The 23,556-nt window shown below is 72.5% G+C and carries 22 protein-coding genes; 16 read left to right on the top strand and 6 right to left on the bottom strand.

What is annotated here, in order from left to right:
* Positions 1 to 98: 98 nt before the first annotated feature.
* Together ABD785_RS28080 and ABD785_RS28075 are read left to right on the top strand one after the other, a co-directional pair.
* A complete protein-coding gene (locus tag ABD785_RS28080; protein ID WP_344834137.1) occupies positions 99 to 1,319 on the top strand; it encodes a PspC domain-containing protein in 1,221 nt (406 codons plus the stop codon).
* Entirely contained in the window at positions 1,309 to 1,503 is a 195-nt protein-coding gene (locus ABD785_RS28075; RefSeq protein WP_344834134.1) for a DUF6332 family protein, read from the top strand. The genes ABD785_RS28080 and ABD785_RS28075 overlap by 11 nt, the downstream gene beginning before the upstream one ends.
* Here ABD785_RS28075 and ABD785_RS28070 read toward each other — a convergent pair.
* A complete protein-coding gene (locus ABD785_RS28070; protein ID WP_344834132.1) occupies positions 1,500 to 1,910 on the bottom strand; it encodes a cupin domain-containing protein in 411 nt (136 codons plus the stop codon). The two genes, ABD785_RS28075 and ABD785_RS28070, sit on opposite strands and share 4 nt — an antisense overlap.
* A gap of 236 nt (positions 1,911 to 2,146) precedes the next feature.
* On the opposite strand from ABD785_RS28070, the gene ABD785_RS28065 reads away from it, so the two are divergent.
* The 8 genes from ABD785_RS28065 to ABD785_RS28030 all read left to right on the top strand — a co-directional run bounded on the left by ABD785_RS28065 (position 2,147) and on the right by ABD785_RS28030 (position 11,649).
* Entirely contained in the window at positions 2,147 to 3,655 is a 1,509-nt protein-coding gene (locus ABD785_RS28065) for an alkaline phosphatase D family protein (RefSeq protein ID WP_344834129.1), read from the top strand.
* Between the two features lie 48 nt (positions 3,656 to 3,703).
* Positions 3,704 to 5,101, top strand: a complete 1,398-nt coding sequence (locus tag ABD785_RS28060) for an MFS transporter (RefSeq protein ID WP_344834126.1) — start codon at positions 3,704 to 3,706, stop codon at positions 5,099 to 5,101.
* The gene (locus ABD785_RS28055) at positions 5,098 to 5,634 is read left to right on the top strand and encodes a TetR/AcrR family transcriptional regulator (RefSeq protein WP_344834123.1); all 537 of its coding nucleotides are present in this window, start codon (positions 5,098 to 5,100) and stop codon (positions 5,632 to 5,634) included. Before ABD785_RS28060 ends, ABD785_RS28055 begins: the two co-directional genes overlap by 4 nt.
* Positions 5,635 to 5,652: 18 nt before the next feature.
* The gene (locus ABD785_RS28050; protein ID WP_344834122.1) at positions 5,653 to 6,369 is read left to right on the top strand and encodes an SRPBCC family protein; all 717 of its coding nucleotides are present in this window, start codon (positions 5,653 to 5,655) and stop codon (positions 6,367 to 6,369) included.
* A 236-nt stretch (positions 6,370 to 6,605) separates the two neighbouring features.
* Positions 6,606 to 7,304: a class I SAM-dependent methyltransferase gene (locus ABD785_RS28045; RefSeq protein ID WP_344834119.1), complete on the top strand. Its 699-nt coding sequence runs from the start codon at positions 6,606 to 6,608 to the stop codon at positions 7,302 to 7,304.
* Between the two features lie 2 nt (positions 7,305 to 7,306).
* Entirely contained in the window at positions 7,307 to 8,002 is a 696-nt protein-coding gene (locus tag ABD785_RS28040) for a class I SAM-dependent methyltransferase (RefSeq protein WP_344834117.1), read from the top strand.
* Positions 7,999 to 10,320 (top strand): hypothetical protein, encoded by a 2,322-nt coding sequence (locus tag ABD785_RS28035; RefSeq protein ID WP_344834116.1) that lies wholly within the window; start codon positions 7,999 to 8,001, stop codon positions 10,318 to 10,320. The genes ABD785_RS28040 and ABD785_RS28035 overlap by 4 nt, the downstream gene beginning before the upstream one ends.
* A gap of 183 nt (positions 10,321 to 10,503) precedes the next feature.
* The gene (locus tag ABD785_RS28030; protein ID WP_344834113.1) at positions 10,504 to 11,649 is read left to right on the top strand and encodes a glycosyltransferase; all 1,146 of its coding nucleotides are present in this window, start codon (positions 10,504 to 10,506) and stop codon (positions 11,647 to 11,649) included.
* Positions 11,650 to 11,664: 15 nt separating this feature from the next.
* Here ABD785_RS28030 and ABD785_RS28025 read toward each other — a convergent pair whose 3' ends face one another.
* The 3 genes from ABD785_RS28025 to ABD785_RS28015 all read right to left on the bottom strand — a co-directional run bounded on the left by ABD785_RS28025 (position 11,665) and on the right by ABD785_RS28015 (position 14,709).
* On the bottom strand, positions 11,665 to 13,344 hold the full coding sequence (locus ABD785_RS28025) for a class I SAM-dependent methyltransferase (protein ID WP_344834110.1): 1,680 nt from the start codon (positions 13,342 to 13,344) through the stop codon (positions 11,665 to 11,667).
* Complete coding sequence (locus tag ABD785_RS28020) at positions 13,341 to 14,156, bottom strand: hypothetical protein (RefSeq protein ID WP_344834107.1); 816 nt, start codon at positions 14,154 to 14,156, stop codon at positions 13,341 to 13,343. Before ABD785_RS28020 ends, ABD785_RS28025 begins: the two co-directional genes overlap by 4 nt.
* Before the next feature lie 61 nt (positions 14,157 to 14,217).
* On the bottom strand, positions 14,218 to 14,709 hold the full coding sequence (locus tag ABD785_RS28015) for a GNAT family N-acetyltransferase (protein WP_344834105.1): 492 nt from the start codon (positions 14,707 to 14,709) through the stop codon (positions 14,218 to 14,220).
* A gap of 89 nt (positions 14,710 to 14,798) precedes the next feature.
* Between ABD785_RS28015 and ABD785_RS28010 the strand changes: the two genes are divergently transcribed.
* The 5 genes from ABD785_RS28010 to ABD785_RS27990 are packed head-to-tail and all read left to right on the top strand — an operon-like array spanning position 14,799 to position 19,197.
* Complete coding sequence (locus ABD785_RS28010; protein WP_344834103.1) at positions 14,799 to 15,032, top strand: acyl carrier protein; 234 nt, start codon at positions 14,799 to 14,801, stop codon at positions 15,030 to 15,032.
* The gene (locus tag ABD785_RS28005) at positions 15,025 to 15,699 is read left to right on the top strand and encodes an SDR family NAD(P)-dependent oxidoreductase (RefSeq protein ID WP_344834101.1); all 675 of its coding nucleotides are present in this window, start codon (positions 15,025 to 15,027) and stop codon (positions 15,697 to 15,699) included. The genes ABD785_RS28010 and ABD785_RS28005 overlap by 8 nt, the downstream gene beginning before the upstream one ends.
* The gene (locus tag ABD785_RS28000) at positions 15,699 to 16,964 is read left to right on the top strand and encodes an AMP-binding protein (protein WP_344834099.1); all 1,266 of its coding nucleotides are present in this window, start codon (positions 15,699 to 15,701) and stop codon (positions 16,962 to 16,964) included. Before ABD785_RS28005 ends, ABD785_RS28000 begins: the two co-directional genes overlap by 1 nt.
* Positions 16,961 to 18,004 (top strand): LuxE/PaaK family acyltransferase, encoded by a 1,044-nt coding sequence (locus tag ABD785_RS27995; protein WP_344834096.1) that lies wholly within the window; start codon positions 16,961 to 16,963, stop codon positions 18,002 to 18,004. The genes ABD785_RS28000 and ABD785_RS27995 overlap by 4 nt, the downstream gene beginning before the upstream one ends.
* Positions 18,001 to 19,197, top strand: a complete 1,197-nt coding sequence (locus tag ABD785_RS27990) for an acyl-CoA reductase (protein ID WP_344834094.1) — start codon at positions 18,001 to 18,003, stop codon at positions 19,195 to 19,197. Before ABD785_RS27995 ends, ABD785_RS27990 begins: the two co-directional genes overlap by 4 nt.
* Here ABD785_RS27990 and ABD785_RS27985 read toward each other — a convergent pair.
* Positions 19,187 to 20,935 carry a class I SAM-dependent methyltransferase gene (locus ABD785_RS27985; protein ID WP_344834092.1) on the bottom strand — a complete coding sequence of 583 codons (1,749 nt, stop codon included), beginning with the start codon at positions 20,933 to 20,935 and terminating at the stop codon, positions 19,187 to 19,189. The genes ABD785_RS27990 and ABD785_RS27985 overlap by 11 nt on opposite strands.
* On the bottom strand, positions 20,932 to 21,648 hold the full coding sequence (locus ABD785_RS27980; protein WP_344834090.1) for a hypothetical protein: 717 nt from the start codon (positions 21,646 to 21,648) through the stop codon (positions 20,932 to 20,934). The genes ABD785_RS27985 and ABD785_RS27980 overlap by 4 nt, the downstream gene beginning before the upstream one ends.
* 199 nt (positions 21,649 to 21,847) lie before the next feature.
* Here ABD785_RS27980 and ABD785_RS27975 point away from each other — a divergent pair, with 199 nt between their 5' ends.
* A complete protein-coding gene (locus ABD785_RS27975) occupies positions 21,848 to 23,554 on the top strand; it encodes a hypothetical protein (protein ID WP_344834087.1) in 1,707 nt (568 codons plus the stop codon).
* The last annotated feature ends 2 nt before the right edge of the window (positions 23,555 to 23,556 follow it).

The raw sequence follows: 23,556 nt of genomic DNA, 5'->3' as shown, positions 1-23,556 counted from the left end.
CGTGCCACCGCATCAGGGGCACGCCCCGATCCCGAATCAGGGTCGACTAGGGGGTGTCCCGGATGTCCCCCCGCCGCGGCGGGGGCCAGGATGGTCCCATGACATCGGAGCGGCTCTCCAGGGCGAGCGAAGGACGGCTGGTCGCGGGCGTCTGCTCGGGCATCGCCCGGCGGACGGGCATCGACCCGCTGGTCGTGCGCGTCGGGTTCGCGCTGCTGGTGTTCACCACCTGGAGCGGGCTGCTCATGTACATCGCCGCCGCCCTGCTCATGGGCGACCAGGAGGGCAATCCCTCGATCGCCGAGCGGGCCTTCCACCGGCGGCTCGACGACGCCGCCGTGATCGGCGCGCTGGTCGTGCTGTTCCTGTTCGGGATGCTCGGCGGATTCGTCGGGTCGTTCGGCGGTCCCGGCCGCGACATGGTCACCAGCCTGGTGGTCCTCGTGTTCGCGGTGCTCATCGCGCAGGCCAGGGGGGTCGACCTGGTCGAGGCGGCCAAGGCCCTGCCGGACCGGCTGAAGGGCGTCCCGATGGAGTACCCGCCGGCGGCGGCCGCCCCGGCGCCGCACGGGCCGACGGAGACCCAGGAGTGGATCGACCTGGCCACCCTGAAGCCGATCGAGGTCGTGGTGCCGCGGCGGGACCACGAGGTGAACGTCCAGGTGAAGGTCGCGGGACGGCCCTGGTCGCGTCCGCCGAAGCCCGTCCCGCCGGCGCGGTCGCCGCTCGGGCACATCACCTTCCTGCTGGCCTGCGTCGCGGGGGCCGCCATGGTGCCCTTCGCGCACGGCCTGGAGACCCCGCGCACCATTATGATCATCGCCTCCGCCGCCCTCGCGGTGGTGGCACTCGGCCTGGTGGCCGGCACCTGGATCGGCCGTCCGCACGGGCTCATGTTCCTCGGCGTCGCGCTGTCGGCCACCCTGCTGATCACCGCGGCCGCCGGGACCCTTCCCGAAGGGAGCCGCTTTGGCGACACCACCTGGCGTCCCACCGCCACCCCCACAGAGACCTACCGGATGATGGCCGGAGACGGAACCTTGGACCTGCGCTCACTCCCCCTGCTGCCCGGACAGTCGTACCAGGTCAGAGCCGAACTCGGCGTCGGCGGCCTGCGCGTGATCCTTCCCGCGAACGCGAAGGTGCGCGTCAAGGCCTCGATCCTGCTGGGCGACATCACCATCGACAAGAAGACCATCAGCGGCCCGCGCGCCCGGTACGACGATCTCGTCCCCGGGGCCACGACCGAGGACGCCCCCACGATCGAGCTGACCGTCAAGGGCAGGATCGGCGACCTGGAGCTGACCCATGCGGCATAGGACCGACCCCGGAGCCCTGCTCGCGGGCCTGTTCTTCCTGGGCGTCGCGGCGCTGTTCATGGTCTTCGGCCTGGACGGCGGCCGCGAGCCCGACCTGATCGTCATCGCGCCCGCGATGGCGATCCTCCTGGCCCTGGTCCTCCTGGTCCGGGTCCTCACCCGAGGGCGCCGCCGCGACCTCTAAAGGTAGGCGTGAAGCGTGACGGCGTAGACGGTGCCCGGGTTGACGACCTCGTGCATGTGGTCGCCGGTCTGGATCCGGATCCGGTTGGAGCGCAGCGGGCGTTCGACCGCGCCCTCGTCACCGACGGTGACCTCGGCCAGCTCGCCCGCGATCACGCCGGTGACCTGGGTCGCCCCGTGGTGGCCGTGGGCGGGGAGACGGAATCCGGGGGGCCAGGTGATCAGCCACAGCCCGTTGTCGAGCTGGAGGCGGGTCCGCTCGGACGGGTGGAAGCGCACCAGGTGCCACCACTGCTCGGGGGCCGCGGCGGTGTCGGCGATCAGCCCGGCCAGCTGGCCGACGGTGACGACGGCAGCGACCACGTTCTGGTCACGCTGAGTGATGTCAGGGAAGGTCTCGGTCTTCAAGGAAGATCTCTCGGTTTCAAGGTCTCCGGGACATGGGGCCCGCGCGGAGACGAGTTGGGCTGGACCGGCTGGGTTCAGCGACAACAACACGAAGACAGCGCGCCACCGCTGTGACGGGAGAATGAGGCGCGCGAAGACATGAGAGAGATGCTACCTCGCTTTCATTCCGCAGTCATGCGTCGTACCCCTTCCGCGCGGAAGATCGCAGAAAAATGTGATCATGGAAGGGGTACGGGATGGCCATCGACAGACGCGGCTTCCTGCGGACCGGGCTCATCGCGGGCGGGGCCGCCGGTCTCGCGCTCAAGGGCGGGGCTCCGGCGTTCGGGCTCGACCGGCCGGCGCTGACCAGCGGCGTCCAGACCGGTGACGTCGCGGACGGGCAGGCGATCGTCTGGGCGCGCGCCGACCGGCCCGCCCACCTGTACGTGGACTACGGCACCCGTCCCGACCTGCTCGACGCCAGGACCGTGCGCGGCCCCCTGCTCACCCCGGACAGCGACCTGACCGGCAAGGTCAGGCTGCGCGGCCTCGCCGACGGCGAGGAGATCCACTACCGGGTGCGCCTCGACGACGGCCGGGCGGTCTCGGTGCCGGAGCTCGGCTCGTTCCGCACCCCGCCGAAGGCCGGGCAGGACGTCCGGTTCGTCTGGGGCGGAGACCTCGCCGGCCAGGGCTGGGGGATCAACGAGTCCTTCGGCGGCTTCAAGATCTTCAACGCGATGGGCGCGCTGAACCCCGACTTCTTCCTGTGCAGCGGCGACATCGTCTACTCCGACGGCCCGCTCTCGCCGACCGTCGCGCTCCCCGACGGCTCGACCTGGACGAACCTCATGACGGCCGAGAAGTCCAAGGTCGCCGAGACCCTCGCCGAGTACCGCGGCCAGTTCCGCTACAACCTGCTCGACGGCCCGCTGAAGGCCTTCAACGCCAGGGTCCCGATGGTCTACCAGTGGGACGACCACGAGGTCCGCAACAACTGGTACCCCGGACAGATCATCGACGACGCCCGCTACACCGAGAAGCGCGTCGACGTGCTGGTGGCCCGCGCCCGGCAGGCGGCCCTGGAGTACACCCCGGTCGACCCCCGCACCCCCACGCTCCACCGGAAGATCTCCCACGGCCCCCTCGTGGACGTCTTCGTGCTCGACATGCGCACCCACAAGAACCCCAACACGACCGACCGGGAGACCACGGGCCCCGGCCTCCTCGGCCCCGAGCAGACCGCCTGGCTCAAGAAGGAGCTGCGCCGCTCCAAGGCCACCTGGAAGATCATCGCCAACGACCTCCCGCTGGGCCTGATCGTCCCCGACGGCGCCGGCCAGGAGGGAGTGGCCCAGGGCGACGGGGGCCTGCCCCTCGGCCGTGAGCGCGAGTTCGCCGACGTCCTGCGCCAGGCCTCCCGGGACGCGGTCACCGGCATCGTCTTCCTCACCGCCGACGTCCACTACACCGCGGCCCACTACTACGACCCGGCCAAGGCCTCCTTCCGCGAGTTCACCCCCTTCTGGGAGTTCGTCGCGGGCCCGCTCAACGCCGGGACGTTCGGCCCCAACACCCTCGACGCGACCTTCGGACCCGAGCTGAAGTTCATCAGGACCGGGCCCAGGGCCAACGCCTCCCCGGCCGAGAACGCCCAGTTCTTCGGCTCCGTGGCGGTCTCCGCCGAGACCCGGGCGCTGACCGTCCAGCTGATCGATCTGCACGGGACCGTGCTCTACACGCAGGAGCTCGCGGCGCCCTGAGGCGGACATCACATCGATCAGGGGTGAACATTCGTTTACTCTGCAAGGGTGAACACTCGTACACCCCTGATCACGCCCGTCCTGGCCTCCTGCGGCGTCGTCGTCGCCCTCATGCAGACGATCATCGTCCCGATGCTCCCGGAACTTCCGGCACTGACGGGCAGCAGCGCCTCCAACGTGGGGTGGATGGTCACCGCGACCCTGCTGAGCGGGGCCGTCAGCACGCCGCTGCTCGGACGGGCCGGGGACATGTACGGCAAGCGGCGGGTGCTGCTGTGGTCGCTGTTCTCGGTGACGATCGGTTCGCTGATCTGCGCCGTGACGGCGAACCTGCCGGCGCTCGTCGCCGGGCGGGCCCTCCAGGGGGTGGGGCTCGCCGTCATGCCGCTGGGGATCAGCATCATGCGCGACGAGCTGCCCGGGGAGAAGGTGACCTCGGCGGTCGCCCTCATGAGCGCGACCATCGGGATCGGCGCCGCGATCGGGCTGCCCATCGCGGCTGTCGTGATCCAGTACGCCTCCTGGCACACGATGTTCTGGGTGTGCGCGATCGTGAGCCTCCTCGTTCTCGGCGCCGTCCGTTGGATCGTTCCCGAGTCTCCGGTGCGGAGCCGGGGCCGCTTCGACTACCTGGGGGCCGCCGGGCTGACGGCCGCCCTGCTCTGCCTGCTGCTCGCGCTGAGCAAGGGGTCGGACTGGGGGTTCGCCTCGCCGCTGACGCTCGGGCTGGCCGGGGGCGGCCTGCTGATCGCGCTCGGCTGGGGCTGGTACGAGCTGCGGCACGACGAGCCGCTCATCGACCTGCGGGTCTCGGCCCGTCCCACGGTGCTGATGGCCAACCTCGCCGCGATGTTCATCGGGTTCGCCTTCTACGCCAACTCGCTGGTGACCGCGCAGCTCGTCCAGGAACCGACCTCGACCGGATACGGTCTCGGGCTGTCGATCGTGGCGAGCGGCCTGTGCCTGCTGCCGGGCGGGGTGTGCATGGCGTTCCTGTCGCCGGTCTCCGCGCGGATCTCCGTGGCGCGCGGGCCGAAGACCACCGTGGCCCTGGCCGCGGCGCTCATCGCAGTAGGCTATGGCGTCCGCTATTTCACCAGCCACCAGCTCTGGACGATCATCTTGGGCGCCACCATCGTCGCGACCGGAACGGGCCTCGCCTACTCGGCCCTCCCCATGCTGATCATGCGTGCGATCCCGCTCTCCGAGACGGCCGCCGCGAACGGCCTGAACACCCTCATGCGGATGATCGGGCAGTCGGCGTCCAGCGCGATGTCGGCCGCCGTGCTCGCCCACATGACCTTCCAGGGACGCGCCACGCTCGGCGCCTATCTGCTGATCTTCGTGATCGCCGGGGTCGCCGCGCTGATCGCGCTCGCCACCACGCTGATGATCCCGCGCAGGGTCCCGCAGCCCGCCACCGTCCCGGTACCGCTCCCGGCATGAGCGACACCGGCCGGACGGCCATCCTCAAGGCCGCCCGGCGCGCGTTCGCGCTGCGCCCCTACGCCAACGTGACCCTGCGGAGCATCGCCTCCGACGCCGGGGTCAGCGCGGCGCTGATCGTCAAGCACTTCGGCGGCAAGGACCAGCTCTTCGAGGCCGTCGCCGACTTCACCTCCGACGCCGACCTGCTCTTCGACGCCCCGCGCGCCGAGCTCGGCCGCCACATGGTCGAGACCCTGCTGGTCACCCGGCGGGCCAGCAACAGCAGCCCGCTGGTCCGCGTGATCTTCGGCATCGGCGCGGGCGACGAGCGCGCGCTGCTGCTCGACCGCTTCCGGGAGCAGGTCACCACCCGCCTGGAGAAGCTCCTCGACGGCCACGATCCGCGGCTGCGGGCCGAGCTCATCCTGTCCCAGTTCCTCGGGATGAGCGCGACGATCAGCATTCACCCGGGCGGGCGCACCACCACGGCGGACGTGTCTCGTATCGTCGACCTGTACGCCCCCGCCATCCAGGCCCTCGTCGACGGCTAGTCACTCCCGGAGGTCCCCATGGAGCTCGACCACGAGTTCACCGTCCAAGCCGATCCCGCCGCGGTGTGGCGGGCCCTCCAGGACCCCGGTCTCGTGGCCCCGCTCATCCCCGGCGCCGTTCTCAAACCGGCCGAGAAGGCCGACGACGACCTCGCGGGCAAGCTCAAGCTGAAGTTCGGCCCCACCTCGGTCACCCTCAAGGGCAGCGCCCACGTCCTGGTCACCGACGACCTGACCCGCACCGCGATCGTCGAGGCCCACGCCCGCGAGGCCCGCGGCCCCGGCACCGCCACGGCCACCTTCCAGGCGACGGTCCACACCGCCCCCGGCGCCTCCCGGGTGACGCTCCACACCAAGCTCACCCTGACCGGCCGGATCGCCGCCTTCTCCGAACCCCTCGTGCACGACACCGGCGCCAAGCTCCTCACGAAGTTCGCCACCGCCCTCACCGCCGCGCTGAACGCCCCCGAGCCCGAGACCGTCGCGGCGACCGCTCCGGTGGCCGAGGCCGTCGCCGAGCTTGAGGACGAGCTCCGCACCGAGCCCGAGCCCGTCGTGGAGGCCGAGCCCGAGGCCGTGGTGGTCGCCGAGCCCGAGGTGGTCAAGGCGGAGGAGCCGGACTGGTTCGCGGCGGTGGAGCGGCCCTCGCTCGTACGGAGGCTGGCGCCGTTCGCGGGGCTTCTCCTGGTGTTCCTGCTGATCCGGCGCATGATGCGGGCGAAGCGCCCCGCCTGAGGGGCGGCGGGACGCTCCGGCGACCGCTGCCCCGGCCGGTTCCGCCGCCGCGACCCCCACCGTGACGACCCCGCGCGCGGGGTCGTCGGCGTTTCCGACCCTTCGGTCATTTCACCGGACATCACCCCACGGATCTCTCCGTGAAGGTAATTCAAAGTAAAGGTCTGCCATTACTCATGGCGACATGCCCCCAAGAAATGTGAGGCGCTCGAAACTGTCCTGCGGAGGTAACGACTATGCAGGCAACAGAGATTCGTAAACTCGCCGAACTGGAAGACCGCCACTGGTGGTACCGCGAAAGGCGCTCGCTGCTGGCCCGTCAGCTGAGGCGGCTGGGCCCGCCGTCCACCGCACTCGACATCGGCGCCGCGGGCGGCGGCAACACCCGTGTGCTGCGCGACCACGGCTGGAGCGCGGTGGCGGTCGACTACTCCCCCGAAGCCGTCGAGCTCGCGCTGGGCCGCGGTCTCGACGCCCGCTGGGCCGACGCCCGTGAGCTGCCGATCGAGTCGGCGTCCATGAGCCTCGTCGTCGCCTTCGACGTCCTCGAGCACATCGAGGAGGACCACCTCGTCGCCGAGGAGATCGTCCGGGTGCTGAGGCCCGGCGGCACCGCCCTCATCGCCGTCCCCTGCGACATGGCCCTGTGGTCCGCGCACGACGACGCCGTGGGCCATGTCCGCCGCTACACCCGCGCGTCCCTGATCGACGTCGCCGAGAAGGCGGGCCTGACGGTCGACAAGGTGTGGAGCTGGAACGTCCTGCTGCGACCCGTCGCGGCCCGGCGGCGCAGGACGTCCGAGGGCAGCGATCTCGACCACGTGCCCGCCCCGCTCAACCTGGCCCTGTCGGCGATCATCGCGGCGGAACGCTACCTGCCCGTCAAGAACGCCCCCGGCATCTCCCTCATCATGCGTGCGACCAGGAAGGACTGACCATGACCAGTCTCATCACCGGCCACCCCGGGCTCGCCGTCGACCGGCGTTCGCTCATGACCGACGCCTGGGACCTCTACGCCCACGCCTCGCTGCCGCTCCGGGTCAAGCAGCGGCTGCGGCCCGCGGGCAGCGGAATGGAACTGATCTTCCCGCATGTGCCCGTCGGCGCCCGGGTCCTCGACATCGGCTGCGGTTCCGGCCTGCTGCTCGGCCTGCTCGCCAAGCAGGACCGCCAGATCACCGGCGTCGGGTTCGACCCGTCCAAGGGGGCGATCGGCCTCGCCCAGGAGATGGCGGGTCACGCCGTGGAGACCGGCTCCACGCTGTCGTTCGAGCGCAGGGACAGCCGCGAGGAGTGGCCTCAGGGCGCCTTCGACGTCGTCACGATGGTCGACGTCATCCACCACATCCCGGTCGCCGCGCAGCGCGAGGTCTTCGACAAGGCCTGCCAGGCCGTCCGCCCCGGCGGCGTCTTCGTCTACAAGGACATGGGGCTCGAGCCGTTCTGGCGGGCCACGGCCTGCCGGCTCCACGACGTCGTGATCGCCCGCGACTGGATCCACCCGATCCCGGTCGCGACGGTCGAGGCGTGGGCGGCCGAGCACGGTCTCGTGGTCGAGTCCGGCGAGCTGGCGCTGCGGGCCCTCTACGTGAACGAGATCCGGGTGTTCCGCAAGATCGGCGCGTCTGCGTGACCATGGTCGAAGTCCCCGTGCGGACGCCCTCGGTCCCCTCGGGGCCGGGGGCGTCCGGCGTCCGCCTCCGGTCCGTCCTGTCCTCGGGCTGGATCCCCGCCGCGCTCGTCGCGGCCTTCGCCGTCGCCGTCCTCCTCAGGACCGGGACTCCGGCCTCCGACATCGCGGTCTTCGCCGCCTATCTGCTGGTCGGCGTCACCCTTCCCGGCGTCCTGGTCTGGCGGCGCCTGCGCGGCGAGCGCGGCTGGTTCGCCGAGGACGTCGCCGCCGGGACGGTCCTCGGCTACGCGCTGGAGGTCCTCGCCTACCTGCCCGCCAGGGCGGTCGGCCATCCCCGGCTGTTCCTGCTGGTCCCGGTGTACACGATCGCGGCGTTCGCGCTCTTCCCCAGGCTGCGGAGGCACTGGCGCGGTTCGGGCCGGGCGGGCCGCGCGCACGCGTGGTGGTCGTGGAGCATGGCCGCCCTGGCCGCCTGGACGATCGCGGGCGCGGGCATCCTGTTCTTCCAGCGGCACGGCCTGACCTGGCCCGGCTACGCCTCCCCCTACGTCGACATGCCGAGCCATCTCGCCCTCGTCGGCGAGGTCCGCCACCATGTGCCGCCGACCGTCCCCTACGTCGCGGGCGAGCCGCTGCACTACCACTGGTTCGCCTACGCCGAGATGGCCGCGACGAGCTGGGCGACCGGCATCGAGGCCCAGACGCTCCTGTACCGGCTGAGCGCGCTGCCGATCGTCCTCGCCGGGCTGGTCGCGCTGTCCCTGACGGCCCGCCGGATCACCGGGCAGGTGTGGGGGGCCGTCCTCGTCGTCGCGACGCTGGTCGTGGGGCTGGTCCCGAGCCCCTACGGCTGGTCGGCGTCGGTGGTCGCCGACGGCGGCAACAGCGCGAGCTGGCTCAGCCCGACCCAGGCGTTCGGCGCGGCCCTGTGCCTGCCGGCCGTGCTGCTCCTCACCGATCTGCTGCGCGGCGACGCCCGTCGGGGCCGGGGCCGGTGGATTCTGCTCGCGCTGCTGCTCGCGGCCGTCACCGGGGCCAAGGCCACCTTCCTCCCGCTGCTGCTCGCCGGGCTCGCCCTGACGATCGCGGTGCGCTTCGCGGTCGAGCGGCGTCCGCCCCGGACGGCCCTCGCGGCCTTCGGCCTGGTGCTCTGCTTCTTCGCGTTCGCGCAGGTCGTGCTGTTCGGCGGGGCCTCGCAGGGGCTGCGGACGGCACCGCTGATGTCGATGAAGGGATCGTCGCTCGCCACGCTGACCGGGGTGGTGCCCCGCGCGGCGGGCTGGCCGCCGCTGCTCGCGCTGGTCTGCGCGGTCTTCGCGGTGTCGTACCTGATCCTGTGGTGCGGCCTGTTCGGGCTGGTCCGCAGGCCGTCGCGGGCGCTCGATCCGGCCTTCCCGCTGGTCCTCGGGATGGGGCTGACCGGGCTGGCCGCGATGGCGTGGTTCGGCCATCCCGGCTACGGGCAGCTGTACTTCCTCAAGTCCGCGCGGCCCTACCTCATCATCGCCGCGGTCTTCGGGCTCGTCACGGCCTGGCCGCGGATGGAGCGGCGGCACGCCTCGTGGGCCGCCGGGCTCGCCGCCGCGGGCGCCGGGATCGTCCTGCTGGTCAGGGCGCTGGCCGGGGAGTCCGCCCCCACCCTGGCGAAGCTCGGTGAGGCGGCGCTGGTGTGGCGGCTGATCTGGCCGTGGCTGCTGCTGGCCGGGGCGCTTGTGACGGCGTTCCTGGCGATCCGGCGGTTCGCCGCCCCCGGCGCGGCCCTGGCCTGCGGCCTGGCCCTCATGACCGGGACGACCTTCGCCATGCTGCCCGCCCAGGCCGAGGTCCTGGCCGCGGCCGCCCACGAGACCCCGAGACCCCGGACGATCACCGCGGGGGCGCTCCAGGCGGGCCGCTGGCTGCGCGACCACTCCTCCCCGGACGACCTGGTCGCCACCAACGTCCACTGCCGGGCCGAGACCCGCGCGGGCTGCGAGAACCGGCACTTCTGGATCTCGGCCTACACCGAGCGCCGGATGCTGGTCGAGGGCTGGGGCTACACCGACAGGACGAGCGCGCAGGCACGGCTGTTCGTCTTCTCCAACGCCCTCGTGCCGTACTGGGATCCGCAGCGGCTCGCCGACAACGACGCCGCGTTCCGCAGCCCCTCGGCCGCGACGATCGGCAGGCTCCGGGACCGCTACGGGGTCCGGTGGCTGTTCGTGGACGAGAACCACCACAAGCCCTCGGCCGAACTTCCCGCATTCGCGACGTTCATCCACCGGGCCGGAGGATGCGCCGTCTACTGGATCCCAGCTCCCGGCAAAGAAATGGACTGAGAAAGGTCCGGAGCAGCATGGGAAATGCGGTCCGCGTGCAGACTGAGCTTTCTCAGCCGACCGCAATTCCCCGTTCCGAAAGGTCGAGTTCCCATGGAATCTGTTCTTAAAGCGACAGTTCCGGCGCCGCGGACGACCACTTCAGAAAGGCCGCGTCTCGCACAGGTCGAAGTGGTCATCCCGGTGCTCAACGAGGAACGGGCCCTCGGCGGGGCGGTGCGCACGCTCCATGAGTACCTGTCGCGGTCCTTCCCCTTCGGCTGGCGGATCACGATCGTCGACAACGGCAGCACCGACGCCACGCTGGAGGTCGCGACCGACCTCGCCGAGCAGCTCTCCGACGTCGCGGTGCGGCGCCTGGAGATCCGCGGACGCGGGGCGGCGCTGCGGGCGGCGTGGGAGAGCAGCGACGCCGACGTCGTCGCCTACATGGACGTCGACCTGTCGACCGGGCTCGACGCGCTGCTCCCGCTGGTCGCTCCGCTGGTCAGCGGGCATTCCGACGTGACGATCGGCAGCAGGCTGGCGCGCGGCGCCCGGGTCGACCGCGGCCTCAAGCGCGAGGCCACCAGCCGCTGCTACAACCTGCTGCTGCGGATCGGATTCCGGACCGGCTTCCGCGACGCGCAGTGCGGCTTCAAGGCCGTCAGGACCGACGTGGTCCGGCCGCTGCTGGCGAAGATCGAGGACAACCGCTGGTTCTTCGACACCGAGCTGCTGCTGCTCGCGGAGTACAACGGGCTGCGGGTGCGGGAGATCCCGGTCGACTGGATCGAGGACGTCGACACCCGGGTGAAGGTCGTCTCCACCGCGATCGACGACCTGCGCGGGATGTTCCGGGTGGCCAGGACGATGGCCGCAGGACGCGCCGCCGCCGACCTTCCCGCCCGTCCCGGGCTGACGCCGACCCATCCCGACGCCGTCCTCGCCCGTCCGCGGGCGGCGCTGCTGGCCAAGCTCCTGTCGTTCGGGGCCATCGGACTGCTGTCCGGCGGCCTGCACGCGCTGATCTACCTGCTGCTGCGCACCCAGTGCGCCCCGATGTGGGCGAACTTCGTGGCGCTCGTCGTCACCGCGATCGCCAACACCGAGGCCAACCGGCGCTGGACCTTCAACAAGGCCGGCGGGCCGAGCGGCGGCGTCCACACCAGGGCGGGGCTGCTGTTCGCGGTCAACTACCTGTTCACCACGGGCGTGGTCACCGCCGTGACCCTGCTCTTCCCCGGCGTCGGGCGCACGGTCGAGACCGCCGCCCTGGTCTGCTCGTTCCTGACCATGACGGCGCTGCGCTTCGTCGCCCTCGACCGCTGGGTGTTCGCCCGCCGCTGAGGCCCGTCCCGGCGGTCAGGCCCTGGCGAGCCTGATCAGGACCCGGCCCGGGCTGGTGACCAGGCGTCCCGCCCGGAACGAGCGGGAGCCCTTGAGATGCCGGATCTGGCGGTCCCGCTGCGCCACCGCCTTCTCCAGCCGGGCGGCCTTCTTCTCGCTCGCCGCGAGGGTGCGCTCGGCCCAGCGGGCCCGCGACCTGACCATGCGGAGCTCCTCGGTGACCGCGCCGTGCAACGCCAGGAGCTCGCGGTGGCTGGGCAGCCGCTCGACGCCCATCACCTCGCCCCTGGCCACCGCCGCCGTGAGCGGTGCCGCCTCCGCCCGCGACAGACCTCGCCCGGCGGCGAGGATCTCCGCCTCCAGGGCCAGGCCCGTGCGCTCCGCCGGATGGTCCGCCGGGCGTCCCGCGGTCACCTGGAGGAGACGGGTCAGCTCGTGGGCGCCCATTCCGGGCGGCCACGGCAGCGGCCGGTCGGCGGCCAGCAGGCCGATCGCGAAGTGGCGCAGCACCCTGGCCAGCGCCTCCTCCGGCGCGACCTCGGCGGTCAGCTCCCGGCTCGGGTCGGCGAGAACGAACCCCGCCTCGCCCGTCAGGACGTCCCCGATCAGGACGTTGTCCGGCGTCGCGAACACACCGACCTGGCCCGGGAGCCCGAGCACCCAGTCGGCGTAGGCGCGGAGCGTGCGGCGCAGCCCGGGCAGATCGTGGTCCGCGCACGCCCGCTCCAGGACCCGCTGGAGGGAGCGCCCGGCGGGCAGCAGTCCCGCGAGCCGCTCGGGCAGCCGGGCGACCCGGCCGTGCACGCGCGGGTCGAGATCACCGCACGGGGTGCGGATCCCGCCGTCGACCTCCACCACCACCGGACGCCCGGTGCCCACCGGATCGGCCGCCAGCAGCGCGGGCGGCAGCGTCTCCGCGCCGGGACCGACGACCACGACCCAGCCCGCGGCGAGCTCCATCGCGAGGCCCGCGCGGAGCGCGTCGTGCAGGAGCTCGGCCGGGTCGGCGGAGGTCTGGAGACTCGCCGCGGACGTCCGCGCCGCCGCCTCCATCGCCTCGAAGGGCAGGTCGGAGGCCGGTGAGCAGAGCACGGCCGGCCGGCCGGGCAGAGGGTGGGCGAGGAACAGCCCGCAGCCCGGCAGCACGTCGACGAGCTCCCCGAGCCCCGACGGCCGGACGCCCTCAGGACGCCATTTGCGGATCGTCGTCGGGTCGGCGTCGGCGATGCCCGCCAGCCGGTGCAGCCCGAGCGGGTTCTCCGCGCCGAGCAGCAGGGTCCCGCCGTCCTCCCGCAGCTCGACGAGCCTTTCCACGCTCCGCGCCCAGGTCTCGGGCGCGCTCTCGGGCGAGCGCAGCCGGCCGACGCCGTCGAGGGCGACGACCAGGTCGAACCGCCCGCCGCGCACCCGGTCGAGGGCCCCGCACACGACCTCGGCGCCGGTGCTCCCGGCCAGCTCCTCCGCGTCGGGCAGCGACCTGACCATGACCGTCACCCCGGCCCCGGAGTCCAGCAGGCCGCCGAGCAGCTCCGGTTCGTGCGGGCCCGCGACCAGCACCCGGACGCCCGGCCCGGCGAAGCGCCGCACGAGGTCGCGGAGCACCGGCCCGCCCGCCGCCGGACGCCCCGCGGCGAGATCGGCCCAGCGGTTCATCTCCCCGCCGATGAGTCGCACGCCGTTCGTCGCGTCGTTCATGACACCTCCGCTGGTACGGGCCACCGGAGGAGGAGCCTCAGCTCCTCCGGCGGGGCGAGGTAGGACCGGCCGAGCTCGGCCGCGGCGATCTCGCGGGCGACGGCGAGCTCGACCGAGGGACCGTGCAGCTCCGGGTACAGCCGCGGGACGAGGTCCCTGCCCTCGTACAGCGGATTGACCCCGGCCATGAGCATCGGATCGCCGTAGACCGCGGGCGCGCAGCCCGCCGCGATCCCGTAGAAGACGGCCGAGGTCAGCCGGTTGGAGGCGACCCTGCGGTGCCGTCGCAGCTCGGCGAGCTGCCGGTAGAGGAAGCCGGGGTCGCCGTCGCGGCGGCCGTGGCTGATCACCCGGAATCCGGCCTTCTCGTAGACCGTCCGGATGTGCGGCTGGTCGTACTCCAGCCAGTACAGGCACATCGTCACCGGGCCCGGCTCGGTCGCCCTGATCTCGGCGATGAGCCGGTCGTGCGCGCCGAGCAGCTCGTTCCTGTCCCACCCGTGGAAGGGATAGAAGATCGTCCCCTCGCGGGCCGGTGCGGGCTCCTCCGGCTCGAGCTCGAGCAGGTAGTTCCAGGGCGCGCCGATGACGGTGTAGTCGCGCCAGCCGTGGGCGATCCCGCGCCGCCGCACGACGTCCGACCAGACGTACTTGCCGTAGCCCGACGTCAGCTTGTGGCCGATGCCGTAGCCGTGCACGAAGGTCCAGCCGTGCTGCAGGACTCCGCCGATCCGCGGCGGATCGTCCGGCGGCAGTCCGCAGTAGCGGCTCAGGATCCGCGAGTGCCCGTAGAAGTGGTTGGTGGGGTCCACGCAGGTGGGCCTACCCCCGCCCCGCCAAGGGCGGCCCATGCGCGGGTCACACGAAGATCCATTAGGACGGAGTTTCCTCGCGCGTCAGCACGAGCCGTACCACTTCCTGGTCGATTCCATTGATTCGCCGGATATGACGTCCGGACTCGCGGAAGCCGGTGCGCCGGTGCAGGGCGAGGACGGCCGCGTTGCCCGCGAGCACCTCGCCGTGCAGCGCCGGGACGGCCAGCACCGTGAAGGCGTGGTCGACGGCCGCGCGCTCCAGCCCGATCCAGGCGGGCATCAGGGCGTCGCCGAGGCCGTCGAGGTCGAGCCAGAACCCCCATTCCGGCGCGTCGCCGTCCAGGCCGGAGAAGGTGACGACGCCCGAGGGCACCGACCGGTGCTCATAGACCAGCACCCGCCGCGACGGATCGGAGCGCACCGCCGTCCACCAGCGACGATGCTCCTCGGCGGAGATCTCGTGGGTGGTGAAGCTCGCCGCCCGCACCTGCGGATGGTTGCGCCACCGGCGGACCGCATCGAGATCGTCTTCGGTCGGCTCGCGAAGCACGTCGACTCCCGTCACACCCTCTGGTTACACTCGGCTCTGGTTGCACTTCGTGTTCAATCGAGGACGTTACGCCACCCCCTGGAGGTCTCATGACCGATATCGACAAACTCCGCCGGGTCTTCCGCACCGCCCTCAACCTGCCCGACGGCTACGACGTCGACGGCCTGGAGTACCGGGCGATCGACAAGTGGGACTCCCTCGCCCACATGACGCTCGTCGCGGCCATCGAGGACGCGTTCGACATCATGATCGACACTCAGGACGTCATCGACATGAGCTCGTTCGGCAAGGCGAAGGAGCTGGTGGAGCGCTGCCTTGCCTGACGGCCGCGTCGTCCTGGTGACGGGCTCCACCCGCGGCATCGGGGCCGCCACCGCCGACCTGCTGGCCGGGCGCGGCTGGACCGTGGTGCGGCACGGCGGCGCCCACGCCGACGTCGCCGATCCCGAGGCCCTCGCGGGCTTCCTGCGCACGGTCTTCCGCGAGCACCGGCGCCTCGACGGGCTGGTGGTCAACGCGGGCGTCCACGAGGCCGGGCTGCTGGGGATGACCCCGGCGGAGTCGGTCGAGCGGCTGTTCGCCGTCAACGCGGCGGGCGCGGTCCACACCGTCCAGGCGGCGGTGCGGCTGCTGCGGCGCGGCACCCGGCCCTCGATCGTGCTGCTGTCCTCGGTGATGGGCACCTCCGGCATGGCCGGGCAGGCCGTCTACGGGGCCAGCAAGGCCGCGGTCCTCGGGCTGGCCAGAGCCGCCGCCAAGGAACTCGGCCCGGCCGGGATCCGGGTCAACGCGGTGGCCCCCGGCTTCGTCGAGACCGACATGCTCGCCTCCCTCGACGCCGGGGCCCGCGCGGAGCGGATCGCGGCGACGGCGCTGGGACGCCTGGCCTCGCCCGAGGACGTGGCGGGCGTCATCGCCTTCCTGCTCTCCGACGACGCCCGGTTCGTCACCGGCCAGGTCATCGGCGTGGACGGGGGGCTGGTCCTGTGATGGATCCCGGGGCCCGGCTGGTCGACGCCGCGACGGGCGAGATCAGCGGAGTTCACGAGGCCGAGGCCGCCGCCGGGGCCCTGGGCGCGCTGCCGCCGGGACCGCTGGTCCTGAGCGCGGCCACCGACGTGCGGACCGCCCTGTGGTACCTCGGGGCGGTCCTGGCGGAGCGGCCGGTGATCCTGCTCGATCCGGCCCTGCCCGCCGGGGCCTTCGCCGAGCGGTTCGGCGCCGCCGCCGTCCTGGACTCCGGCGGGATCACCGAACGCGGGCCCGGCGCCGCCTGCCATCCCGACCTGGCCGTGCTGCTGGCGACGTCGGGCTCGACCGGCGACCCGAAGCTCGTCCGGCTGTCGCGGCGGGCGGTGACAGCCAACGCCGAGAGCATCGCCGAGGCGCTCGGCATCGACGCCGGCGAGGTCGCCCCCACGACCCTGCCGCTCTACTACAGCTACGGCCTCTCCGTGCTGAACAGCCATGTCGTGCGCGGCGCGACCGTGGTGTTCGAGGCGTCGGGGTTCATGAGCCGGAGCTTCTGGGACGCCGTCGACGCCCACCGGGCCACGTCGCTCGCGGGTGTGCCCGCCCAGTACGAGATGCTCCGGCGGCTGCGCTTCGACCCGGCCGCCCACCCGAGCCTGCGCGCGCTGACCCAGGCGGGCGGCAGGCTCCGGCCCGAACTCGCCGCCGAGTTCGCCGCGAGGCTGCCGCTCCACATCATGTACGGGCAGACCGAGGCCACCGCGCGGATGGCCGTCCTGCCGCCGGAGGAGTTCACGGCCCGTCCCGGCTCGGCCGGGCGGGCGATCCCCGGCGGCTCCCTGGAGATCCGCGACGAGCAGGTCCTCTACCGCGGCCCGAACGTGATGATGGGCTACGCCGAGAACGCCGCCGACCTCGCCCGGGGCGACGACCTCGGCGGGGTCCTGGCCACCGGCGACCTCGGCCGCCTCGACGCCGACGGGTACCTGACCCTGACCGGCAGGCTCAAGCGCATCGGCAAGGTCTTCGGCACCCGGCTCAACCTCGACGACGTCGAGCGCATGGCGGGCGGGCTCGGCGCCGTCGCGGCGGTCAGCCACGGCGACCGCGTCGTGATCTGGGCCGAGCGCGCCGACGAGGCGGCCCTGGCCAGGGCCGCGGGCGAGCTCGCCGACCGGCTCCGCCTCCACCACAGCGGCTTCGACGTCCGCTCCCTCGACGCCCTCCCCCTGCTCGGCAACGGCAAGATCGACTATCGCGCTCTGGAGGCGCTGACGGAATGACGACCTCCCCGATGCACCCCGCCCGGACGCCGCAGGCCGTCAAGGACGAGCGGCTGGCACGCGAGCTGTCCGCCCTCACCGCCCGCCACCGCGCCCGCTGCCTTCCCTACGCCCGGATCCTCGACGCGCTCGGCGCCCCGCAGGAGTACACGGCCGTCGCGGACCTTCCGTGGCTGCCGGTGCGGATGTTCAAGGAGCACGAGCTGCGCAGCGTCCCGGAGGAGGCGGTGTTCCGGGTCCTGACCTCGAGCGGGACCACCGGCGGCGCCGTCAGCCGGATCCACCTCGACCGCGAGGCCGCCGCGGTGCAGACCCGGATGCTGGCGCGCACGCTCCAGACCGTCCTCGGGCCCCGGCGGCTGCCCATGCTGATCGTCGACAGCCCCGCCATCCGGCGCAAGGCCAGCGCCCGCGCCGCGGGGGTGCTCGGCATGGCGACCTTCGGCCGCGACCACGCCTGGGCGCTGGACGACGACGAACGGCCCGACCCCGAGGCCGTGCGGGCGTTCCTCGGCCGTCACGGCGACGGGCCGTTCCTGATCTTCGGGTTCACCTTCATGGTCTGGCAGTACCTCTACGAGACCGGGGCGGGCCTCGATCTGTCGAACGGCGTCCTGGTGCACTCGGGAGGCTGGAAGAAGCTCGCCGACCGGGCCGTCGACGCCGCCTCCTTCCGCGCCGCCTTCGCCGAGCGCACCGGGCTGGTGCGGATCCACGACTTCTACGGGATGGTCGAGCAGATCGGGACGGTCTTCCTCGAGGGCCCCTCGGGCGGCTCGCTCTACTGCCCCGACTTCGCCGACGTCATCGTCCGCGACCCCGCGACCTGGGCGGAGGCCCCGCACGGCACTCCCGGGGTGATCGAGGTCGTGAGCACCCTGCCCGAGTCCTATCCGGGCCATGTCCTGCTCACCGAGGACCTGGGCGTGATCCACGGCGTCGACGACGGCGACTGGCCGGGCAAGCGCTTCTCCGTGCTCGGCCGCCTTCCCAGGGCCGAGGCCCGCGGCTGCGGCGACACCTACCAGGGGGCCAGATGATCGTCGAGACCGTCCCGCCGCTCGGCCCGCTGCTCGCCGAGACCGCCGCCGAACCGCCGGACGGCCCGCTGACCGTCGGCGACGAGCGGGTCCGCGACTTCCTCGCCGCGCTGTCGAAGCGGCTCCTCGACCCGGCCAGGGCCCGGCTCCATCCGGAGCTCGCGGCGCTCGGGTTCTTCCTGCGCCGAGGGGAGCTGAACCGGCTCGGTTCCTTCACCGACCCCGGCGGCGTCCTCCGGCATCCGCGCGGCCTGGTCCTGCACTTCCCGCCCGCGAACGTCGACACCGTCTTCGTCTACTCCTGGGCGCTGTCGGCCCTGGCGGGCAACGCCAACATCGTGCGCCTGTCGGCCCGCGGCGGCCCCGCCACCGGCGCCATCCTCGACGCCCTGCGCGAGACCGACGCCCATCCGGCGATCGCCCGCACCCAGCGGCTGGTCTCCTACGACCGGTCCGACGAGATCACCGCGGCTCTCTCCCTGGCCTGCGACCTGCGCGTCATCTGGGGCGGCGACTCCTCGGTCGAGGGGCTGCGCCGCTTCCCGCTGCGCCCCTCGGCGCGCGACCTCGCCTTCCCCGACCGCTCATCGTTCGCCGCCGTCTCGTCCGGCGCCTGGGCCGCGGCCGGCCCCGCCGAGCGCCGCAGGGCCGCCGACGCCTTCGTCACCGACTCCTACTGGTTCGACCAGGCCGCCTGTTCCTCCCCGCGCACGGTCTTCTGGGTCGGCGGCGGCTCCGCCGGGGACCGGACGGAGTTCTGCGCCCTCGTCGACGAGGCGGCCGCCGCCCGCGGCTTCACCACCGACGCCGCCATGGCCGTCCAGAAGCGGGTCGCCGCCTACGGCATGGCCGCCGAGGGCGCCGCGGACTCGCTCCGCTTCCACGGCAACGGCCTGGCGGCCATCGGCCTCACCGACCCCGGGCGGCTCCCCCGGCACTGGCTCGGGGCGGGCGCCTTCGCCCACACCGAGGTCCCCGGCCTGGCCTCACTGATCCCGCGGCTGACCCGCAAGGACCAGACGCTCAGCGTCTACGGCTTCGACGCCGCCGAGCTCCACGCGTTCGCGGCGGCGGCCGGCGGCCGGGGAATCGACCGGATCGTCCCCTTCGGCTCGGCCCTGTCGTTCGCCCCCGTCTGGGACGGCTACGACCTCCTCCACGAGTTCACCCGCCTGGTGACCGTCAGGGTCTGACCCTGCGGACGGCCCTCGCGGGGGCCGTGGCGAGGCGGCCCATCTTGAAGCTGCGGGAGCCGCGGAGCGTTCGCAGGTTCTCCTTGACCGCCTTCAGGTCGCGCTGCGCACCGGCCAGGACATCCTTCACCCGGGCGAGGTCGCGGCGGGCGGCCGCGGTCTCCTTCTTCGCCGCCGCGAGTTCCGTGCGGAGATCGCGGAGCTCGGCCTCCCGTTCCAGGAGGGCGGTGTTGAGCCAGTCGGTGCGGCGGAGGGACTCCTCCAGCTCGGCCAGGGCCCTGCGGCGGGCGATCAGGGCGTCGCGGTGGCTGGGGATCGTGCGGGACGCGCCCTCCTCCAGGTCGGCGGCCAGGCGGGACTGACCCGCCGGGCTCAGCTCCTCGCGGACCGCCGTGATCGCCGCCTCCAGGAGGACGGCCTCGCGCAGGTGGATCCGGTCCTCCGGCCGTCCGGCCATGGCCAGCAGGGTCGTCGCGATCGCCGTGAGGTCGAGGGTCGCGGGCCACGGGTGCCGCAGCCCGCCGGAGCACAGCCGGTGGGCCAGCAGCCACATCGAGCGGGCCAGGGCGAGCCCGGCGGGCACGGGCTCGGCCCAGTCCCAGCTCGGGTCGAGGACCTCGAAGCCCTCGCCGCCGAAGACGACGTCCCTCGGCGTCGCGAAGGCCGGTGACGGCTGCCCGTCGAGCCAGGCGGCATAGGCGCGCAGGCTGGCGCGCAACGCGGGCAGATCGCCCCGGGCACAGGCCTCGACGAGCTCGTCCTCCAGCAGCCTCCCCCCGGGGACGGGCCCCGCGAGCAGCGCCGGATCGCGCAGGGCCAGGCCCGCGGCCCCCGCCTCACCGGACAGCGGAAGCCGCTCCCATCCCTCGCGGGCCCGGTGCAGCTCGACGGGCACCGACCAGGCGCCGTGCCCCTCGACCGCGAGCCCGGACGGCAGCGGCTCCGGCCCGGTCACGGCCAGCCAGCCGGGGGCGAAGTCGGCTCCCCTGCCCTGCCGGAGCGCGCGCACCGCGGGCTCGCCCGGGTCGAAGAGCACCGGAGTCCGCGCGTACCGGACGCCCAGCGACCGGGCGACCAGCACTCCGGCGAGCGCGAAGTCGCCCAGCCGCTCCGTGCCGAGCAGCAGGGTCGGCGCGAACGGGCCGGGATAGGCGGCGAAGCAGCGGTCGGAGCCCACCCCCAGCCGGGAGGCGAAGTCCTCCAGATCGCCCGGCAGGGTCGGATCCTGCTCGACCTGCCAGTTCTCAGCGGTCTCCGGGTCGGGATCGGCCAGCCGGTGGACGCCGAAGCCGTTGTCGGCCGTGAGCAGCATCCGGCCGTTCTCCGCGAGCAGCCCGGTCAGCACCTCCAGGCTCTCGGCCCAGGTCAGCGGGCTGCTGTCCGGGGTGTTCAGCCGGGTGAGGCCGCCTGCGGCGATCACCGCGTCGAACGGCCCCTCGCCCTCCATCTTGGCCAGCCCCCCGCACAGGACGGCCAGTTCCTCGTCCTCGGCGCGGCGCAGGGCGATCTCCTGCGCGTCCGGCAGGGAGCGCACGAGGTAGGAGACGTGCGCCCGCCGGTCGAGCAGCCACTCCAGGACGCGCTCCTCGTGCGGCCCGCACAGCAGCACCCGGCTCCCGGCCGGCACCGCCCGTCCCAGCAGCGCCGTGACGGCCGCCCCGCCGGGCAGGACGCCGCCGAGATCGGAACCGGCGACCAGCTCGCCGCCGATCAGCCGTACCCCGCTCATCGCGCTCATCGCCCCTCCTCGGCGGCGGGCCAGCGGAAGAGCTCCCGCAGTTCCGCCGGCTCCGCCCGGTAGTCCGTTCCCAGTTCCTCGCGGGCGATCTCCCTGGCCCGGCCGGGGTCGACCCGTTCGCCGTGCAGTTCCGGCCACTGCCGACGCAGCCGCCCGACCCCGCCGAAGACCGGGTGGGCGTCGTCGAGGACCATCGGATCGCCGTAGACGGCGGGCTCGCATCCCACCGAGATCCCGTAGAGGATCGCCGTGCTGAGCCGGTTCGAGGCGACCCTGCGGTGCGTCCTCAGCTCCGCGAGCTGCCTTTTCAGGAAATTCGTGTCGGTGTACCGGTAGTTGTTGCCCCGGAAACCGTGACTGATGACGCGGAAACCCGCCGACTCGTACAGTTCCCTCATGCCGGAATCCTTGTATTCGAGCCAGTAGAGGCAGACGGTGACCGGCCCGGTCTCGACGTCCCGGATCTCCTCTATCAGGCCCTTGTGGTCGCCGATGACGCGCTGCTGTTCCCAGCCGTGAAAGGGATACCAGATCACCCCTTCCCGCTTGCTCAGCGGCTGCTCGGGTTCGAGTTCCAGCAGGTAGTTCCAGGGAGCGCCGATCACCCGGCCGTCATGGCCGTCCAGGCTGAGGCCGCGTCGGCGCACCCGCTCCGACCACAGGAAGCGCGACCAGCCCGGCTCGAAGGAATGCCGGGTGCCGAAGCCGTTCAAAACATTCCAGCCATGCTGCAGATATCCCGGCATACGCGGCGGACGGGACTCGTCCAGGCCGCAATACCGGGCCAGTACGTGTGCATGGCCGTACCAATGATTGCCGTGATGCACCTGACATCCCCACGTCGACTGTGCCACCATTTGATTACCCTGCGTTATGTCGCCTAACCACCAACGATTCCGCTGGAGACCCACTGTGAGACTTGAAGTGAAGCCGGTGGACTTCGAGCGATTCCTGGGCATCGCCTCGGTCTTCTGGCGCAACAACCTGCCCGCCTCCGACGGCGACCGGTGGATCGTCGTCGAGGCGCTGCACCACCAGTCGCGCAACGTCCTGCGGAACCTGCTGTTCGCCAACGCCCTGCGCCGGGTCGAACCGGCCCGGATCCTGGTCCTCACCGGGACCGACGAGCACTGGTACGGCACCATCTGGGCCGACTTCAACGTCGAGAAGGTCGAGCGGCTGTGCGAGGCGTTCCACGTCGCCGAGGTCATCGACGTCCACGCCCTCGCCGACCGCTTCACCGCCGCCCCCGACGGCGAGCCCCCGGCCTTCGACGTGGCCGGCGAGCGGCTCGTCCCCTCCGGCGAGGGCCCCGTCCGCTGGTCGGGCATCACCCCCGGGAAGCTCGACGCCAGCACCTACGCCTCGGTCTGCCGCCTCGACCTCGTGCCGCGGCTGGACCCGGAGCAGCGGGAGGACGCCCGGTACACCGGCCGGGGCCTGCGCTCGGCGGCCTTCGCCGGGATCTACGAGACCCTCTTCAGGGAACTGGACACGGTCGCCTTCGTCACCAGCCATGTCGACTACGACCCGTGGGGGCTGGGCGTCGAGGCGGCCCTCCGGCACGAGGTGCCGGTCGTCCACGTGCAGTCGACGGGATCGCTGAAGGCCTACACCCTGTTCCCCGAGAAGGTGGCGGGCGAGCCCGAGGGATTCCGGGCCGAGATGACCCGGGAGATCGGCCGCTACTTCGACGACCACGTGTGGGCGAACCGGGAGATCATCCGGCCGTCCGCCGAGCTGGTGGCCTGGCGGAGCCGGAGCAACCTCGGCCGGCCGAGCTGGTGGCGGTTCGGGGCGAGCGCGGTGTGCGAGCTGCGGACCCCCGGGGAGCGGGCCCAGTTCCGGGCCTACACGATGGAGCGGCTGGGCCTGGATCCCGCGCTGCCGGTCGTCACGGTCTTCAACCACGCCGTCTCCGACGCCCTCGGCACCAACCGCGAGTCCTTCGGCGACCTGGCCGGATGGTTCGAGGAGACCGTGAGGGCCGCGCCCACGCTTCCCGCCGCGAACTGGCTGGTCCTCGACCATCCCGACCAGGACAAGTACGACTCGACCGGCCACTTCGCCTCGGTCGCGGAGGCCCACGCGTCGTTCCCGAACATGGTCTTCATGAGCAGCAAGGACCTGTCCAAGAACGCCCTGTGGAGCATGACCGACCTCGGCCTCACCGTCCGCGGCAGCGTCAGCAACGAGCTCCCGGCGTTCGGCATCCCGGTCCTGCAGACCGGCTGGTCGGAGTGGAGCTCCTGCTCGGTCTCTACCGTGGTCACCGACCGGGAGTCCTACTGGAAGACCCTGACGTCCTTCATCGAGGCGCTGGCCAGGGGCGAGTCCCTGATCACAGCCGAGCAGGTCGAACGCGCCCGGCTGTGGCTGTGGTTCTACCGCGGCGCCGCCGACGTGGCGTCCCTGCTGGTCCCGCACTGGGACCTGATGCCGGAGCAGACCCACTTCCGGGCCCTCGAGATCAACATGAGGTCGGTGGAGTCCGACGGAGACCCGCTCTTCTCCGCCGTCCGCCGCATGTGGAACCGGCGCGAGCCGTTCCTGACCCGCTTCGACCTCACCTCGGCCGAGGCCCTGTCCGAAGCGCTCCCCGCCGACCCGAGAGGTTGACC

Source organism: Actinocorallia longicatena, assembly GCF_039534125.1.
In the GTDB taxonomy this organism is placed as follows: Bacteria; Actinomycetota; Actinomycetes; order Streptosporangiales; family Streptosporangiaceae; genus Actinocorallia; species Actinocorallia longicatena.
Note: the sequence above shows the minus strand (reverse complement) of the source record. Positions and strands in the feature narration are given on the sequence as shown.